The sequence below is a fragment of the Pseudomonas sp. nanlin1 genome (genome assembly GCF_045571515.1).
Classification (GTDB): domain Bacteria; phylum Pseudomonadota; class Gammaproteobacteria; order Pseudomonadales; family Pseudomonadaceae; genus Aquipseudomonas.
This window is the reverse complement of sequence record NZ_CP124218.1, coordinates 2,012,497-2,028,446: the sequence shown is the minus strand read 5'-3', so window position 1 is coordinate 2,028,446 and position 15,950 is coordinate 2,012,497. Positions and strand designations below refer to the sequence as shown.

General features: G+C 59.9%; 13 protein-coding genes and 2 pseudogenes. All 15 read left to right on the top strand.

Features of this window, described 5'->3' with window-relative positions; genetic code table 11:
- Positions 1 to 238: 238 nt before the first annotated feature.
- The 15 genes and pseudogenes from xdhA to QCL65_RS09505 all read left to right on the top strand — a co-directional run bounded on the left by xdhA (position 239) and on the right by QCL65_RS09505 (position 15,849).
- The gene (gene xdhA, locus QCL65_RS09575) at positions 239 to 1,681 is read left to right on the top strand and encodes a xanthine dehydrogenase small subunit (protein WP_407315974.1); all 1,443 of its coding nucleotides are present in this window, start codon (positions 239 to 241) and stop codon (positions 1,679 to 1,681) included.
- Positions 1,674 to 4,070 (top strand): xanthine dehydrogenase molybdopterin binding subunit, encoded by a 2,397-nt coding sequence (gene xdhB, locus QCL65_RS09570; protein ID WP_407315973.1) that lies wholly within the window; start codon positions 1,674 to 1,676, stop codon positions 4,068 to 4,070. Before xdhA ends, xdhB begins: the two co-directional genes overlap by 8 nt.
- 1 nt (position 4,071) lies before the next feature.
- Positions 4,072 to 4,914, top strand: coding sequence for a xanthine dehydrogenase accessory protein XdhC (xdhC, locus tag QCL65_RS09565; RefSeq protein WP_407315972.1), 843 nt, complete (start codon positions 4,072 to 4,074; stop codon positions 4,912 to 4,914).
- 8 nt (positions 4,915 to 4,922) lie between these two features.
- On the top strand, positions 4,923 to 6,224 hold the full coding sequence (gene guaD / locus QCL65_RS09560; RefSeq protein WP_407315971.1) for a guanine deaminase: 1,302 nt from the start codon (positions 4,923 to 4,925) through the stop codon (positions 6,222 to 6,224).
- A gap of 103 nt (positions 6,225 to 6,327) precedes the next feature.
- On the top strand, positions 6,328 to 7,023 hold the full coding sequence (locus QCL65_RS09555; protein WP_407315970.1) for a hypothetical protein: 696 nt from the start codon (positions 6,328 to 6,330) through the stop codon (positions 7,021 to 7,023).
- Positions 7,020 to 7,931 carry a hypothetical protein gene (locus QCL65_RS09550; RefSeq protein ID WP_407315969.1) on the top strand — a complete coding sequence of 304 codons (912 nt, stop codon included), beginning with the start codon at positions 7,020 to 7,022 and terminating at the stop codon, positions 7,929 to 7,931. The genes QCL65_RS09555 and QCL65_RS09550 overlap by 4 nt, the downstream gene beginning before the upstream one ends.
- Positions 7,932 to 8,149: 218 nt before the next feature.
- Positions 8,150 to 8,521, top strand: a complete 372-nt coding sequence (locus tag QCL65_RS09545; RefSeq protein WP_407315968.1) for a hypothetical protein — start codon at positions 8,150 to 8,152, stop codon at positions 8,519 to 8,521.
- A 285-nt stretch (positions 8,522 to 8,806) separates the two neighbouring features.
- Positions 8,807 to 9,289 carry a GNAT family N-acetyltransferase gene (locus QCL65_RS09540; RefSeq protein ID WP_407315967.1) on the top strand — a complete coding sequence of 161 codons (483 nt, stop codon included), beginning with the start codon at positions 8,807 to 8,809 and terminating at the stop codon, positions 9,287 to 9,289.
- Between the two features lie 79 nt (positions 9,290 to 9,368).
- Positions 9,369 to 9,644: pseudogene (locus QCL65_RS09535) on the top strand (transposase); the annotation flags it as partial.
- Between the two features lie 17 nt (positions 9,645 to 9,661).
- The gene (locus QCL65_RS09530; RefSeq protein ID WP_407315966.1) at positions 9,662 to 9,793 is read left to right on the top strand and encodes a transposase domain-containing protein; all 132 of its coding nucleotides are present in this window, start codon (positions 9,662 to 9,664) and stop codon (positions 9,791 to 9,793) included.
- A 78-nt stretch (positions 9,794 to 9,871) separates the two neighbouring features.
- Positions 9,872 to 10,453, top strand: a pseudogene (locus tag QCL65_RS09525) (MCP four helix bundle domain-containing protein); the annotation flags it as partial.
- A 111-nt stretch (positions 10,454 to 10,564) separates the two neighbouring features.
- A complete protein-coding gene (locus tag QCL65_RS09520) occupies positions 10,565 to 11,578 on the top strand; it encodes a methyl-accepting chemotaxis protein (protein ID WP_407316763.1) in 1,014 nt (337 codons plus the stop codon).
- A gap of 268 nt (positions 11,579 to 11,846) precedes the next feature.
- Entirely contained in the window at positions 11,847 to 12,356 is a 510-nt protein-coding gene (locus QCL65_RS09515; protein WP_407315965.1) for a sigma-70 family RNA polymerase sigma factor, read from the top strand.
- Positions 12,357 to 12,359: 3 nt separating this feature from the next.
- A complete protein-coding gene (locus QCL65_RS09510; protein WP_407315964.1) occupies positions 12,360 to 13,298 on the top strand; it encodes a FecR domain-containing protein in 939 nt (312 codons plus the stop codon).
- A gap of 121 nt (positions 13,299 to 13,419) precedes the next feature.
- Positions 13,420 to 15,849: a TonB-dependent siderophore receptor gene (locus tag QCL65_RS09505; RefSeq protein WP_407315963.1), complete on the top strand. Its 2,430-nt coding sequence runs from the start codon at positions 13,420 to 13,422 to the stop codon at positions 15,847 to 15,849.
- Positions 15,850 to 15,950 lie beyond the last annotated feature (101 nt).

The following is a 15,950-nucleotide window of genomic DNA, read 5'->3' as shown; positions in this document are numbered from 1 at the left end:
TCGGGAATCTGTCAACGATGAAAGCGCCGCAGTGTAGCGCAAAACCGCCGTGCGATACCCCCGCCGAATAGGGCCCAAGCGCTGATCTTGCGATCTTTTCAGTAAACCCCGAGCCAATCACCGCCCGCTAATGGGATCTTTCTGACTGCGGGGTCAAGAAAAATTTGACCGCCCCGCCCCAGCTGTCTAAATTCAACCCCACTGCCGCCTATTAAAATATGTGTCGCGAGGCCTTACCGTGATTCAGTTTCTTTTGAACCAGACGTTGCGCCATGAGCACAACCTGGACCCCAACCTCACGGTGCTGGACTACCTGCGCAACCACGCGGGCAAGCCGGGTACCAAGGAAGGCTGCGCCAGCGGCGATTGCGGGGCGTGCACCGTAGTGGTCGGCGAATTACACGAGGGCGCCCTGCGCTATCGCAGCCTGAATGCGTGCCTGACCTTCGTCAGCGCCCTGCAGGGCAAGCAACTGCTCAGTGTCGAAGACCTCAAGCACCAGGGCCAACTGCACAGCGTGCAGCAGGCCATGGTCGACTGCCACGGCTCGCAGTGCGGTTTCTGCACGCCGGGTTTTGTCATGTCGCTGTTTGCCCTGCAAAAAAACACCTGCCAGGCTGATGCCGGGCAGGCCCATGAAGCCCTGGCGGGCAACCTGTGCCGCTGCACGGGCTACCGGCCGATCCTGGCCGCCGCCGAACAAGCGTGCGCGCCGCAGCGCCCGGCTGACCAGTTCGACGCGGCCCAGGCGCAGACCATCGCGCGCTTGCAGGCGCTTGCCACCAGTGCCAGCGCCGAATTGAACGACGGCCACAAGCGCTGCCTGGTGCCCACCCACCTGGCCGAGCTGGCCGAGCTGTACAGCGCCCACCCCGAGGCGCGGCTGCTGGCGGGCGGCACTGACCTGGCCCTGGAAGTCACCCAGCAGCACCGCGAATTGCCCTTGATGATTTACCTGGGCAATGTCGCCGAGCTCAACGGCATCGAAGTGTTTGCCGACCGCGTGGAGATCGGCGCGGCCACCCCGCTCACCGACTGCTACAGCGCGCTGAACGCCGAATACCCCGACTTCGGCGCCCTGCTGCAGCGCTTTGCCTCGCTGCAAATCCGCAACCAGGGCACCCTGGGCGGCAATATCGGCAATGCATCGCCCATCGGCGACTCGCCACCGCTGCTGATCGCCTTGGGCGCCCAGGTGCGCCTGCGCCAGGGCGCAAACACCCGCACCGTGGCCCTGCAAGACTATTTCATCGACTACCGCATCACCGTGCGCCAGCCGGGCGAGTTTATCGAGAAAGTCATCGTGCCCCGGGCGGACCCAGCCCGGGCCTTTCGCGCCTACAAGGTGTCCAAGCGCCTGGACGACGACATTTCCGCCGTGTGCGCGGCCTTCAATCTGCACATCGAACAGGGCATTGTACGCGACGCCCGTATCGCCTTCGGCGGCATGGCCGCCACCCCCAAGCGCGCCAAGGCCTGCGAGGCCGCACTGCTCGGTCAGCCCTGGGCGCAGGCCAGCATCGAGCGCGCTTGCGCTGCCCTGGCGGCGGATTTCACCCCGCTGTCGGACTTTCGCGCCAGCAAGGCCTACCGCCTGCTCACGGCGCAGAACCTGCTGCGCAAATACTTTATCGAGCTGCAAACGCCCCACGTGCAAACCCGGGTGAGCGCCTATGTCTAATATCCTTGCGACACCACGTACTCAGGCCGAGCTGGCCGAGTTATTCGCCCAGGGCCTGACCAGCGGGGTCGGCCGCAGCGTCAAGCACGACAGCGCCGATAAGCATGTCTCGGGCGAGGCGGTGTATATCGACGACCGCCTGGAGTTTCCCAACCAGTTGCATGTCTATGCGCGCCTGTCCGACCGCGCCCATGCACGCATCCTCAGCATCGACACCGGCCCCTGCTACCAATTTCCCGGCGTGCGCATCGCCATTACCCACCAAGACATCCCCGGCCTGAAAGACATCGGCCCGCTGCTGCCGGGCGACCCGTTGCTGGCCATCGACTTGGTGGAGTTCGTCGGCCAACCGGTGCTGGCCGTGGCCGCAGCCGACCTGGCCACGGCGCGCCAAGCCGCCCTGGCCGCCGTGATCGAATACGAAGACCTGGACCCCGTGCTGGACGTGGTGCAAGCCCTGCGCGCCAAGCATTTTGTACTCGACAGCCACACCCACCAGCGTGGCGACTCAGCCACGGCCCTGGCCAGTGCCCCGCAGCGCCTGCAAGGCCAGCTGCACATCGGTGGCCAGGAGCATTTCTACCTGGAGACCCAGGTGTCGTCGGTAATGCCCACCGAAGACGGCGGCATGCTGGTGTATTGCTCCACGCAAAACCCCACTGAGATACAAAAACTGGTCGCCGAAGTGCTGAACCTGTCGATGAACAAAGTGGTGGTGGACATGCGCCGCATGGGCGGCGGCTTTGGCGGTAAGGAAACCCAGGCCGCCAGCCCGGCCTGCCTGTGCGCGGTGATCGCGCACCTCACCGGCCAGCCGACTAAAATGCGCCTGCCGAGGGTGGAAGACATGCTGATGACCGGCAAGCGCCACCCGTTTTATATCGAATACGACGTCGGCTTCGACGCCAACGGCCGCCTGCACGGCATTGCCCTGGACCTGGCGGCTAACTGTGGCTACTCCCCCGACCTGTCGGCGTCGATCGTCGACCGCGCCATGTTCCATGCCGACAACGCCTACTACCTGGGCGATGCCACCATCAACGGCCACCGGTGCAAGACCCACACCGCCTCCAACACCGCCTACCGGGGTTTCGGCGGCCCCCAGGGCATGGTCGCCATCGAAGAAGTGATGGACCGCATCGCCCGCCATTTGGGCCTGGACCCGCTGGCGGTGCGCAAGGCCAACTATTACGGCAAGACCGAGCGCAACGTCACCCATTACTACCAGACCGTGGAACACAACCTGCTGGAAGAAATGACCGCCGAATTGGAGGCCAGCAGCGATTACGCTGGGCGCCGTGAGTCCATTCGGCGATTCAACGCACACAGCCCTATCCTCAAGAAGGGCCTGGCGCTGACTCCGGTCAAGTTCGGTATTTCCTTCACCGCCAGCTTTCTCAACCAGGCCGGCGCGCTGATCCATATCTACACCGACGGCAGTATCCACTTGAACCATGGCGGCACCGAGATGGGCCAGGGCCTCAACGTCAAAGTGGCGCAGGTGGTGGCCGAGGTGTTCCAAGTGGATATCGAGCGCATACAGATCACCGCCACCAACACCGACAAAGTCCCCAACACCTCGCCCACGGCCGCTTCCAGTGGCGCCGACCTCAATGGTAAGGCCGCGCAGAATGCCGCACTGACCCTCAAGCAGCGCCTGGTGGAGTTCGCCGCACGCTACTACCAAGTCAGCGAAGAAGACGTAGAGTTTCGCAATGGTCACGTGCGCGTGCGCGACACCTTCGTCAGCTTTGCCGGGCTGGTGCAACAGGCCTATGTCGGCCAGGTGTCGCTGTCCAGCACCGGCTACTACAAAACGCCAAAGATTTACTACGACCGCACCCAGGCCCGCGGCCGCCCCTTCTATTACTTCGCCTACGGCGCGGCCTGCGTGGAGGTGATCGTCGACACCCTCACCGGCGAATACAAAACCCTGCGCGCGGACATCCTGCACGACGTCGGCGCCTCGCTAAACCCGGCCATCGACATCGGCCAGGTGGAAGGCGGGTTTATCCAAGGCCTGGGGTGGCTGACCACCGAGGAACTGGTGTGGGACAGCAAAGGCAAGCTGCTCACCAGCGGCCCGGCCAGCTACAAGATCCCGGCCGTGGCCGACATGCCGCTGGACCTGCGCATCAAGCTGGTAGAGAACCGCAAAAACCCGGAAGACACCGTGTTCCACTCCAAAGCCGTAGGCGAGCCGCCCTTTATGCTGGGCATCGCCGCCTGGTGCGCGCTCAAGGACGCCGTGGCCAGCCTGGCCGACTACCGCCTGCAACCGGCCATCGACGCCCCGGCCACCCCGGAGCGGGTGCTGTGGGGCTGCGAGCAGATGCGCCAGGCCATGGCGCCCAGCCCGGTGCCCAGCACGCCAACCGAGGTGGCCTAGCATGAACAACTGGATCAGCGCCCTCGCCGACCTGCAACAGCGCGGCGAAGCCAGCGTGTTGGTGACCATCATCGAAGACCGCGGCTCAACCCCACGCAATGCCGGCTCGAAGATGGTCGTCAGCGCCAGCGCGCTGTACGACACCATCGGCGGCGGCCACCTGGAATACAAAGCCTTGCACATCGCCCGCGAGATGCTCGCCAGCGGTAGCCAACAAACCCGCCTGGAGCGCTTCAGCCTCGGCGCCAGCCTGGGCCAATGCTGCGGCGGCGCCACGGTGCTGCTGTTCGAGCCCATGGGCCACGTGCAGGCGCAGATCACCGTGTTCGGTGCCGGCCACGTCGCCCGCGCCCTGGTGCCGCTGTTGGCCAGCCTGCCCTGCCGGGTGCGCTGGGTCGACTCGCGCGAGCAGGAATTTCCCGCACTGATTCCGCCTGGGGTGACCCGGGTCGACAGCGACGACCCGCTGGAAGAAGTCGAGCGCCTGCCCACCGGCAGCTATTGCTTGGTGATGACCCACAACCATCAGCTCGACCTGGAACTCACCGCCGCCATTCTCAAGCGCAACGACTTCACCTGGTTCGGCCTGATCGGCTCCAACACTAAACGCATGAAGTTCGAGCACCGCTTGCGCGACCGGGGCCTGGCCCCCGGGGTGATCCAACGCATGCGCTGCCCCATGGGCCTGGCCGAGGTCAAAGGCAAGCTGCCGATCGAGATCGCCGTGTCCATCGCCGCTGAAATCATCGCCACCTACAACGCCCATTTCGGCCAAGGCAGCGCCAGCACCGACAGCGTGGCGCAACTGCTGCCACTCTCGCGGCGCAGCCAAACCCCTCAATGAGACCTGCAATGACAACTGCCAAGGCCTATCGCGCCGCCCTTTTACACAGCCTCGGCGACCCGGCCGAAGTGGGCATAGACGCCTCCTACGAATACTTCGCCGACGGCCTGCTGGTCGTCGAGAATGGCCTGATCAGCGCCATCGGCCCAGCCCCGGAACTGCTCGCGCAACTGCCCAGCGACGTGATGGTGGAGCACTTCCCCCACGGCCTGATCACCCCCGGTTTCGTCGACACCCATATCCACTTTCCGCAAACCGGCATGGTCGGCGCCTACGGCGAGCAACTGCTGGACTGGCTGAACAACTACACCTTCCCCTGTGAAAGCCAATTCGCCGACGCGGCCCACGCTGAAACCGTGGCAGAAATCTTCCTCGACGAACTGCTGCGCAACGGCACCACCACGGCGCTGGTCTTCGCCAGCGTGCACCCCGAATCGGTAGAAGCGCTATTCGCCGCTGCGCACAAACGCGACCTGCGCCTGATCGCCGGCAAGGTGCTGATGGATCGCAACGCCCCGGACTACCTCACCGACACCGCCGACAGCGGCTACCAGCAAAGCAAGGCGCTGATCGAGCGTTGGCACGGCAAGGGCCGCCTGCACTACGCCGTCACCCCACGCTTCGCCCCCACCAGCAGCCCCGCGCAACTCACACTGGCCGGCCAACTGCTGGAGGAATACCCCGGCCTGTACCTGCAAACCCACCTCAGCGAAAACCTCAAAGAAATCGAGTGGGTCAAAGCCCTGTTCCCCGAGCGCAAAAACTACTTGGACGTGTACGACCACTACCAACTACTGGGCGAGCGCTCGGTATTGGCCCATGGTGTGCACCTGTGCGACGAAGAATGCCAACGCCTGGCCGAAACCGGCTCGGCCATCGCCTTCTGCCCCACCTCCAACTTGTTCCTGGGCAGCGGGCTGTTCAACCTGCCCCAGGCTGAGCGCTTCAAGGTCAACGTCGGCCTGGGCACCGACGTCGGCGGCGGCACCAGCTTCTCCCTGCTGCAAACCCTGAACGAGGCCTACAAGGTAATGCAGCTGCAAGGCCATAAACTCGACCCGTTCAAGTCGTTCTACCTGGCCACCCTCGGCGGCGCCCGCGCCCTGCGCCTGGAGGACCGCATCGGCACCTTGCAAGCAGGCAGCGACGCCGACTTCGTGGTGCTGGATTACCACGCCACGCCGCTGTTGCAATACCGCCTCAGCCAGGCAAGGGACTTCGCCGAGGTGCTGTTTGTGTTGTTGACCCTGGGGGACGATCGGACGGTAGAGCGTACTTATGCGGCGGGGGGGTTGGTACATCAGCGGTAAGTAGCACGGTGGGAAAAAACGCAAATTTATCATTTAGTTACTGGTGTAAAACACGAGGCTGCCGATACAGCAAGCGTCGTTTTTAATCATAAGGACTTGATAGATGCTTTTTCCCACTTTGCGTACCTTGGCAGCCCTGACTTTACTGGCCTGCCTGACCCTCACCGGCTGCGCCCACGTGCAACCTCCAGTAGCACTGGGCCCAGAGTTCTGGGATGCCAAAGAGCAGACCATCGGCGTCGCGACCACGGCAGTGCCGCCACCTGGGCTGGCACTGACAGGCAATCAGGGGTGGCTCGACCTAGCCGTCAACAACGGCATGAATAGCAGCCTGCGCGGCAATGTCGAGAAGTGGCAGGTCAACGACCTCAACACACTGCCGGATGTCATCGTCGCCAAGTTGAAAGCCAAAGGCTACAAAGCCAAGCGCATCAATGAGCCCGTCAACCTGAGCGTTTACAAGGAAACCACCTTCCGCGAAGGCTATATCGCACGCGACCTGTCATCGATCAAAGCCACTTACGGCGTTGATCGTCTGTTACTGATCAACGTCATGGCCACCGGCGCAACCCGCAGCTATTACGGCATGATACCCACCAGCGTACCCATGGCCCAAGTCAGTGGCCAAGCTATGGTGGCCGACCTTACCGACAACAAATTGTTGTGGTTCAAACCATTTGCAACCCTCCAGGCCGCTCAGGGTGAATGGGACGAGCCGACCTACGCCAACCTGACCAACGCCTTTTACCAGGCCATGGACAGCAGCCGGCAACAGCTGATCGCGCCCTTCGAACAATGAGGCCTTCATCGACAGCGCTGGCTGCGCTCATATTGCTGACACTCGCCGGTTGCGCGCAGAAACCGGCTGCCCCCGCCGGTTTCAAATCCCGCGACGCCGTGACTTACGTCGAAGCGCACGGGGTCAAAGTGGACCTGCAGTTGCCGCGCAACTTTGTCGGCGCCAGCACCGTGGTCGACCCCGAGGCCGCTCAACGGGCCGCGTCGTCAAGCCACAACCTGGTCGCGGCTTCTGGCACGGGCGCGGGGCTCGCCGGCCTGCTGGTCGCCAGCCTGATCAACACGCAAATGGGCAGTGGCGCCCTGCAACGCGACGCCGAAAACGCAGCCATCAAAGAGTCGCGGCCACTGGCTGACCTGCTGGCAGGCGTGCAATTGCAGGAGCGCCTGCAACAGCGCTTCCAGCAAGCCACCCAGGCGGCTGGGCTAAAGCAGGCCAGCAGCAACATCAGCGCCCGCCTTTCCATCGAGCCCAAACTGATGCTCACGCCCGATCGCGGCAGCTTCGTACTGGTCAATCAAGTGCAACTGCAAGACATCGCCGGCTCGGCCCTGTACCGCATGCGCATCGAAGTCACCAGCCAGCCGATCCGGCGCTGCGGCAAACAGTGCATCGACGACGGCACCCTCGCCCTACCCCAAGTCACCGCCGCCCTCGACCAATGCATCGACGAAGCCATGCGCCTACTGGCCGCCGACATGACCCTCCCCGACCCCGCCGTCGCGTCTCAGCAGACACTCAGGTACGTGCTGGACGGCCGCCGCGTGGTCGAACGCGGGTATGTATTGGCAAATAGCGGGAGCTATTGGCGCTATCGGGATCTGTATGGCGCGGTAAAGTCGGTACCGGTGCCGTTTGAGGATGCGTTGCTGCAGCAGGCTCAGTCTGAGTTGGGGGGTGAGCAGTGATGCGAGCGCTGATGATGATAGCAGTAGCCGCCCTCCTCACAGCTTGCACAAGCATGCGCCATGACACGCCAGAGGCGCAGGAGAGGATTAGGCAGGACTTGTCGCTGGCGACTATCTTGGACTCCTCCCGAATGAACTGGTGTGTCCATCCTTACGGTAGCGTCCCTGGTTGCCAGCCTGAAAAAGGAGTTGGAGTCCTGACCCCTGACGGCTTGGTAATGGCTAACTTGGTCGAGGGAAGATACGTCGCAGCGCGCACCCTCAAGTCTCTAGATGTGGTCTGCACGTCAATCCAAGGTGGCATAGCTGCGGAAGGCGTTTTGTTTGCCTTCACCAAAAATGAAGCTTTAATGCTGGGTCCACTACAGGCTGACCAAGACGAAATCAATACGCGTTTCAACGCACGGCTTTTCGATTACCTACACAGCAGAGGTCAACGCAGCTTCGTTGGCACTGAAGGGAATTTTCAGCGTCCGACCGGTAGAAAGGTCGAGAAGAAGACTGTATTACAGGCTGGGTTTATCATTCGAGTCATCAACGAAAAAGTCGACGAGCTCGAGATATACAGTCCTTGCCCAACTCCCACATGATCATTAGCCTTGCTGGGATTGAATGTGGAGTGAGCCAGCGACGGCTGGAAGTTGGTGTCCGCTCGCTGGATTGCACTATTGCCGGGGAGCTGTGCACGGGAGGGTCGCCGAACGGAGTTGCGCTCGGTTCAACCAGTACTTAGACGTTACTCGTAAGCAAGCGTCCGGCGAACAAGTCCCCCTCAAGCTGATATGTAGCCATCGCCTCCATTGCAGAGAGGTCGTAGTGGTTATGCAGATTCTGTTCTCTATAATGACTAACCGGCCATGTTTAGGGTGCTTGTTATGCCAGCCTCCGCTGATCAAAACTCCACTATCGTTTTATGCGCGGCTTCCAATAACGACCTGGAAGATCTGGTAGCCATCAGGCTTGAGGCCATGCGTGAGAGCCTTGAACGGATTGGACGATTCGACCCAGATCGTGCGCGCGAACGATTTCTTGGTGGATTCGACGCTAAAAGCACACGCCGCATAGAAGTATCAGGTGATCTGGTCGGTTTTGTCGTTATCAAAGACCATCAGACCGAGCTTCTGCTTGACCACTTGTATGTGATACCCAGTGCTCAAGGAGCAGGAATCGGTTCTGAAGTTCTAACTCAGATTTTCAGAGAGGCTGATGAGATCGGGCGACCCATCAAGGTTGGTGCTCTCAAGGAAAGCGCTTCAAATCGCTTTTACACTCGCCATGGCTTCTTGTTCGTCGAAAGCGGCGAATTCGATAATTATTATGTCCGGGTTAACGGTAATGCCGTCAATTCGGGCGACTAGGCAGATTTTGGTACGGCGCCCCGTCAGAGGCTGCATCGTTAAATGCTCATCCACCTGTGCGGCAGTAGGTCGGTAATCTCGTGGCAAATGGGTCTGTGATGACTGCGAAACGCTGATCCAGGCGCCCGTCCCAGCGCAGATCATCGACAAAGGCATCCCCACCGCCGGGCTGCTGGCTTCAGTAGTTGTTGCCAAATACGGTGATCATTTGCCGCTGTATCGCTAGGAAAGAATCTTTGGCCGGGCTGGTTTTGCCATCCCTCGCTCGCCCCTGGCCCAGTGGGTTGGCGCCTGTGCTGTGCCGTTGCAACTGCTGGTTGATGCGCTGCGCGAAGTGGTGCTCACCTACGACGTAAACGCGCGTCTGCGGTGATGAGCCTTATCCAGTCGGCCAAAATCAACGGGCATGCCCCATACGCTCACTTGAATGACGTTCTCACGCTTCTGCCGACGCAACGGGCGAGTGGAATTGGACAACTGCTGCCACATCAGTGGGGCAGCTAACTGATTGATGTTGGACTGGCAAGTTTTCTACGCCAGGTCTCCTCAAGATCAGTGCTCGCTAGCCGATACTCGCTAATAATGCCGCCAAGGCATCCTCCGCAATTACATGTCTGTTATCAGGGGCACCCCATGATCAATCAGAAAGTTGACGTTAGCGCAAGCTTTAGCGTCAAAAGACGCCTTATGATTTCGACATTTGCCATAATTCTCGTATTTTTCGCATTGTCTGTTTTCATGATCCAGGCCCTCAAAAAGTCTACCGACAATGTCGGTGATTTATTTAATAAGGACTTTCTGGCTACGGAAGTGGTAAACAGTATTGACGGTGCGTTGACTCGCGTAGACATCAATATCCTGCGCATGATCGCCATCGGCGACCCGGTGCAGATCCCCCAATGGAAAGCACAGAACGAAAGTGCCTTTGCCCGCATCGATACACTGACCGACAAATTAATTGCCGAGGGAAGCAAGACAACAGGGGGCGACTCATTCGAAAAACTACAGAGCGACTATAGAAAATTGCGGGACGGAATGCGCCATCAGACAACCGTCATCGAGTCAGGCGACATCCCCGCCGCAGCCAAAGTCAATCGCGAGGAAGTTAAACCGTTTGCCGAACAGGTCTTTGGGACGCTCCAGCAACTGCGCGAACGGGGCAAGAGCCAGGCAGAGCTTCGGTTTCAGGAGCAGGTAGCCTACGCCAGTCAAACGCGCAATATCGCCATCGTCGTGACGCTGCTTATCTCCGTCATAGGCGTAATCGTTACACTGATGACCACGCGCAGTATCCTGCGGTCTATTGGCGGCGAGCCCAGTACAGTGGCTGACTTTACCCGCATAATCGCTCAAGGCGACCTTAGTAATCACATCGAAGTGGTTGCAGGCGACAAAAGCAGCGTGGCCGCAGCTGTCGGCAACATGCAACAGCAACTGCGCCAAACCTTGAAGGAGATCGCCTCATCGGCCAACCAACTCTCGATAGCCTCAGGCCAACTCACTAGCGTCACTCTAGAAGGTGCCAATGGCCTGCAAAAACAAGCAAATGAGATTGACATGGCAGCCACTGCCGTCAATCAAATGACCAGTGCCGTAGAAGAAGTTGCTCGCAACGCCGAGCACACTTCACACTCTTCCAGTAGCGCTACTGCTGCTGCCGAAGAGGGCTCCGCCCTGGTCAAAAAAACTGTCACGGCTATCGACAATATGGGTGCGGATATAGGTAAAACCTCTCAACTGATTGGCGAGTTAGCCGATCAGTCCCGTGACATAGGAAAAGTGCTGGACGTTATTCGTGGCCTTGCCGAACAAACCAACTTGTTAGCGCTTAACGCTGCCATCGAGGCGGCGCGAGCGGGCGAAGCGGGCCGAGGCTTTGCCGTTGTAGCCGATGAAGTCCGTGCGTTGGCCCATCGGACACAACAATCGACTAGCGAAATCGAACGCTTGGTCAACGGTATCCAGAACGGAACTGACCGAGCCGTGGGCTCTATGCAAGGGAATACGGAGCTGGCCGCCAGTACATTAGTCATTGCAGAAGGCGCGAACGAAGCCCTCAGCAAAATTAACGCGGCTGTCAGCGAAATAAACGGGCTGAATTTAGTTATAGCTAGCGCCTCACAAGAACAAGCGCATGTCGCTCGGGAAGTTGATCGGAACTTGGTAAATATTCGTGATCTATCGATCAAGTCATCACAGGGTGCCTCACAGACGACCAGTGCTAGCCATGAGTTGTCGCGACTGGCTGAGGATTTGAGTGGGATTGTTGGGAGATTCAAGCTGATTTGAGATGACCCGAGCGTAGCCAGCCAGTGAGATTATCAATCTTTGCCGCATCAGCTGATACCCGTCGAGGTCACACAAAGTGACTTCCACGGATGCATACCTTGATCTCGCAGGGCTAGGTAGATGACTTGGCCGGACGGATACGATACGCGTACGGATCGTGGCCATTGAGCCGCAACGACGAAGCCCGCCCCATTTCTAACCTTGCAAAATCATCCAGCAAACATGAAAATGAGATTGATTATCATATAAGCCTCTCCAGGTTTCAGCCATGTCCTCCGTCGACCGCCTGCATCAACAGACCGTACATACCCTTTACGCCGATCATCATCGCTGGCTGTGTGGCTGGCTGCGAAAACGCCTGGGCTGTGTCGATCACGCTGCGGACATGGCTCAAGATACTTTCATGCGGGTACTGAACCAACGCAAGGCGCCTGATTTGCGCGAGCCACGTGCGTATTTGAGCACCATCGCGCGCAGTCTGATGATCGATATGTTCCGGCGCCGGACGGTAGAACAGGCGTATTTGGAAACTCTGGCATCCCGACCCGAAGCGCTGGATATCTCGCCGGAAACACGCCTTCTGATCATTGAAACCTTGCTGGAGATCGACCGGATCTTGAATGGTCTGGGCGCTCGCACTCGGCAGATTTTCCTGATGGCCCAATTGGATGGCTTGAGCTATGTGGAGATCGGCCGACAGCTGCGCGTATCAGTCAACACCGTGAAGAAACACGCGGTTCGCGCGTTGATGCACTGCCTGCTGGCCACTGAGGAGTAAGGCGTGGCACTGGATCACGCGACCCTTGAAGCCGCCGCGCGCTGGTACGTCGAATTGCGATGTGATGACGCCGATGAGGCCACGCAGGAAGCGCATCGGCGCTGGCTTGAGGGTGCGCCCGGGCATCGTCAGGCCTGGGAACGGCTGATCCAACTGCAGGAACGCTTTGATCGGGTCGGCCCCGGTTTCGCTCGGCAGACGCTCAACAGCGCACGGGTCAAGCGGCGTGAAGTGCTCAAGGTACTGTCGCTATTGCTTGCGGCCGGTGGTACCGGCACGTTTGCCTGGCGCAACACTGCACTGCCGTCACTAGTGGCAGACCAGCGCACCGTCACAGGTGAAAGCAAAAGCCTGTACCTGGAAGATGGCAGCCAGGTACGCCTCAATACCGCCACCGCGATGAATATTCACTTCAGCCCAAGCCTTCGCGAACTGCAATTGCTTAGCGGGGAAATCCTTGTAGAAACCGCGCGTGATACCCAGGCTCGGCCCTTTGTGGTGCACACCCGCGAAGGCAGTATCCACGCGTTGGGTACACGCTTTATTGTACGTCGCGAAGACGCTCAAACCCGGGTCTGTGTGCTTGAACATGCCGTCCAAGTGCGCAGCGCAACACGCACGCCGTCAGTGCGGGTGGAGGCGGGCCAGCAGGTGTGGTTCAGCCAGGGCCAAATGGGTGACGTGCAGCCTGCGAGCCCCAACGCCGATGCCTGGACCCACGGCATGTTGGTGGTCAACAACTGGCGCCTGGAGGATTTGATCCTGGAACTCCAACGCTACCGTCCTGGGCACCTGGGCTGCCAGGCGCAGGTCGCGGCACTGCGTATCTCGGGGGCGTTTCATTTGAACAATATCGATACGATCCTGGAAAACCTGTCCTCTACCCTGCCTGTGCGCATCCGCCAATTGAGTCGCTATTGGACGCGTGTGGAGTCGGTCTGAACAAGCGTCAGAAAATAAATGCTCGGCAGGGGTTGTTGATTCAAGTTCTCATTCGACTTGGTAGATAGAGGCGTATCAGACGCCGCTCTCACTCTACTGCCACTGGGCGAAAGGAAACGGTATGTCCGTACACAAGCCAACCACTCAACGACCGCCTTCACTGACCCGTATCGTGCGCCGCACGCTGCTCGGTATGGCCCTGGGGGCCCCGCTGACCTTAATCACGGTTACCGAGCCCGCCTGGGCGCAGACGGCCGCGACCCGCCAGTTCGATATCCCTTCCGGCTCGGTCAACACCGCACTGGCGCAGTTTGCAGCCCAGGCGCAAGTCAATATTTCGTTCGACCCTGCCCAAGCACAAGGGCAACGCTCGCCTGGTTTACACGGGGCCTACACAGTCGACTCAGGCTTGCGCCAGCTGCTGGCCGGCAGCAAATTGCAGGCCGTGCTGCTGAGTAATGGCAGCTACTCGCTGATCCCTGTCGTCGACGCAACAGTTCAATTGGACCCCACGAACATCACCGGCAAATCGATTGAGTCCGCGGCCGGTCCAGTGGACGGTTACGTGGCCACCCGCAGCAGCGCAGGTACCAAAACCGATACACCGATCATCGAAATCCCACAATCGATCTCGGTGATAACCCGCCAGCAAATGCAGGCCCAGGGCGCGCAGACCGTCACCGACGCGTTGCGCTACGTACCCGGTGTCAAGGTGGAGGCCTACGGCCTGGACCCCAAGGGTTTTGACTGGTTGTATATTCGCGGTTTCAACGGCCAGGCCAGCAGTGACTACCTCAATGGGCTGCGTCAGCAAAACAACAGCTACGCATTTTTCCGCAGCGAACCCTACTCACTGGACCGCATAGACGTCGTACGTGGCCCGGCCTCCAGCCTGTTCGGCCAAGGGGATGCGGGCGGCATCGTCAACCGGGTCAGCAAGAAACCCGAGGCCGATCACGTCAACGAAGTGCAGTTGACCGGCGGCAACCATGATCGCCTGCAAGCCCAGTTTGATATCGGTGGTGTGCTGAGTGACGATCAACACCTGCTCTACCGAGTGGTCGGCCTGGCCCGAGAAGCCGATACCCAAGTGGACTATGCGGACGGCCACGCGCTGAAAGACGACCGCTTGTATATCGCGCCGTCCCTCACCTGGGCGCCGGATGAAGACACCAGCCTGATCCTGCGCAGTGACTTCATGCGCGATTCGAACGGCGGTTCGCTGTTCGCCTACAGCACGCCGAACGGCCACACCACCAATACGCTGATGGGCGATCACAGCTTCAACCATCTGGACCAAGAACAATTCAGCCTGGGCTACGAGTTCCGCCATCGGCTGGACGACACCTGGGAGTTCCGTCAGAACGCCCGCTACGGACAGGTCGACCTGATCTTCCAGAATCTGCTACCCACCGCCGTCGACACCAACACCGGCAACGTGACGCGGGTCGCCGACCGCTTCGACCAGCACATGGACACGTTCAACCTGGACAACCAATTGCAGGCCGACTTCACCACCGGCCCGCTCAGCCACACCCTGTTGATGGGCGTCGACTACACCTGGCAAGACGCCGATATCTCGCGCTGGCGCACCCAAGCCCCAGACCTGAACCTGAACGCGCCACAGTATGGCCTGGCGATCACTCGCCCCAACGCCGCCAACAGCCTGAACTCGATTGATTACGACCAGACCGTCGAACAGGTCGGCGGTTATATTCAAGATCAGATCAAGTTCGACGACCATTGGATCGTCACGGCCGGGGGGCGCTATGACTATGTTCGCAACGCCCTGGACAACCATTTAGGCGACCCCTCCAACCAGAAAGACACTGCCTTCACCGGTCGCTTAGGCCTGACCTATCTCACCGAGTTCGGCCTGGCCCCCTACGTCAGCTACGCCGAGTCGTTTACCCCCAACACCGGCACGGACCGCAACCGCAATGCGTTCGATCCAAGCATGGCGCATCAATGGGAAGTGGGGGTGAAGTACCAGCCCACCGATGCCATCCTGATGACGCTGGCCGCTTACGACCTGACCAAGACCAATGTGCTGACGACGGAAATCGTCGGCGGCGTGAATACCCGCTTCACCGTTGCGTCGGGCGAACAAGAATCGCGCGGCATCGAAGCCGAGATCAAGGCACGGCTTGATCAGCACTGGGATCTGATCGCGTCCTACACCTACACCCACGCCGAAATCACTAAGAGCAATAGCGGCGACGAAGGCAAACGCCCGGCCAACGTGCCCAGGCACATGGCGTCCACCTGGTTGAACTACACCTTCAACGAGAGCCCCCTCAAAGGCTTGAGCCTGGGCGGCGGTGCCCGTTACACCGGCGTGCTATATGGCGACAACGGCAATACCTACCACATCGACAACTACACGCTGTTCGATGCGGGCGCCAGCTACCCGATCAACAAAAACGTGACCGTCTCGGTCAATGCACAAAACCTGTTGGACACCGAGTATGTGGCCACCTGTGACGATTCTTATGAGTGCTACCCAGGGATGCGGCGTACGCTGCTAACCAGCGTCAAATACTCCTGGTAACCAGATGCACACCATTGACTAAAAAGCGGCTAACCGAGCAATAGGCGTGCTTAAGGTTTTAGTCTTGGATTTAGCCGCCAGATAGTGGCTATTCAATGGCT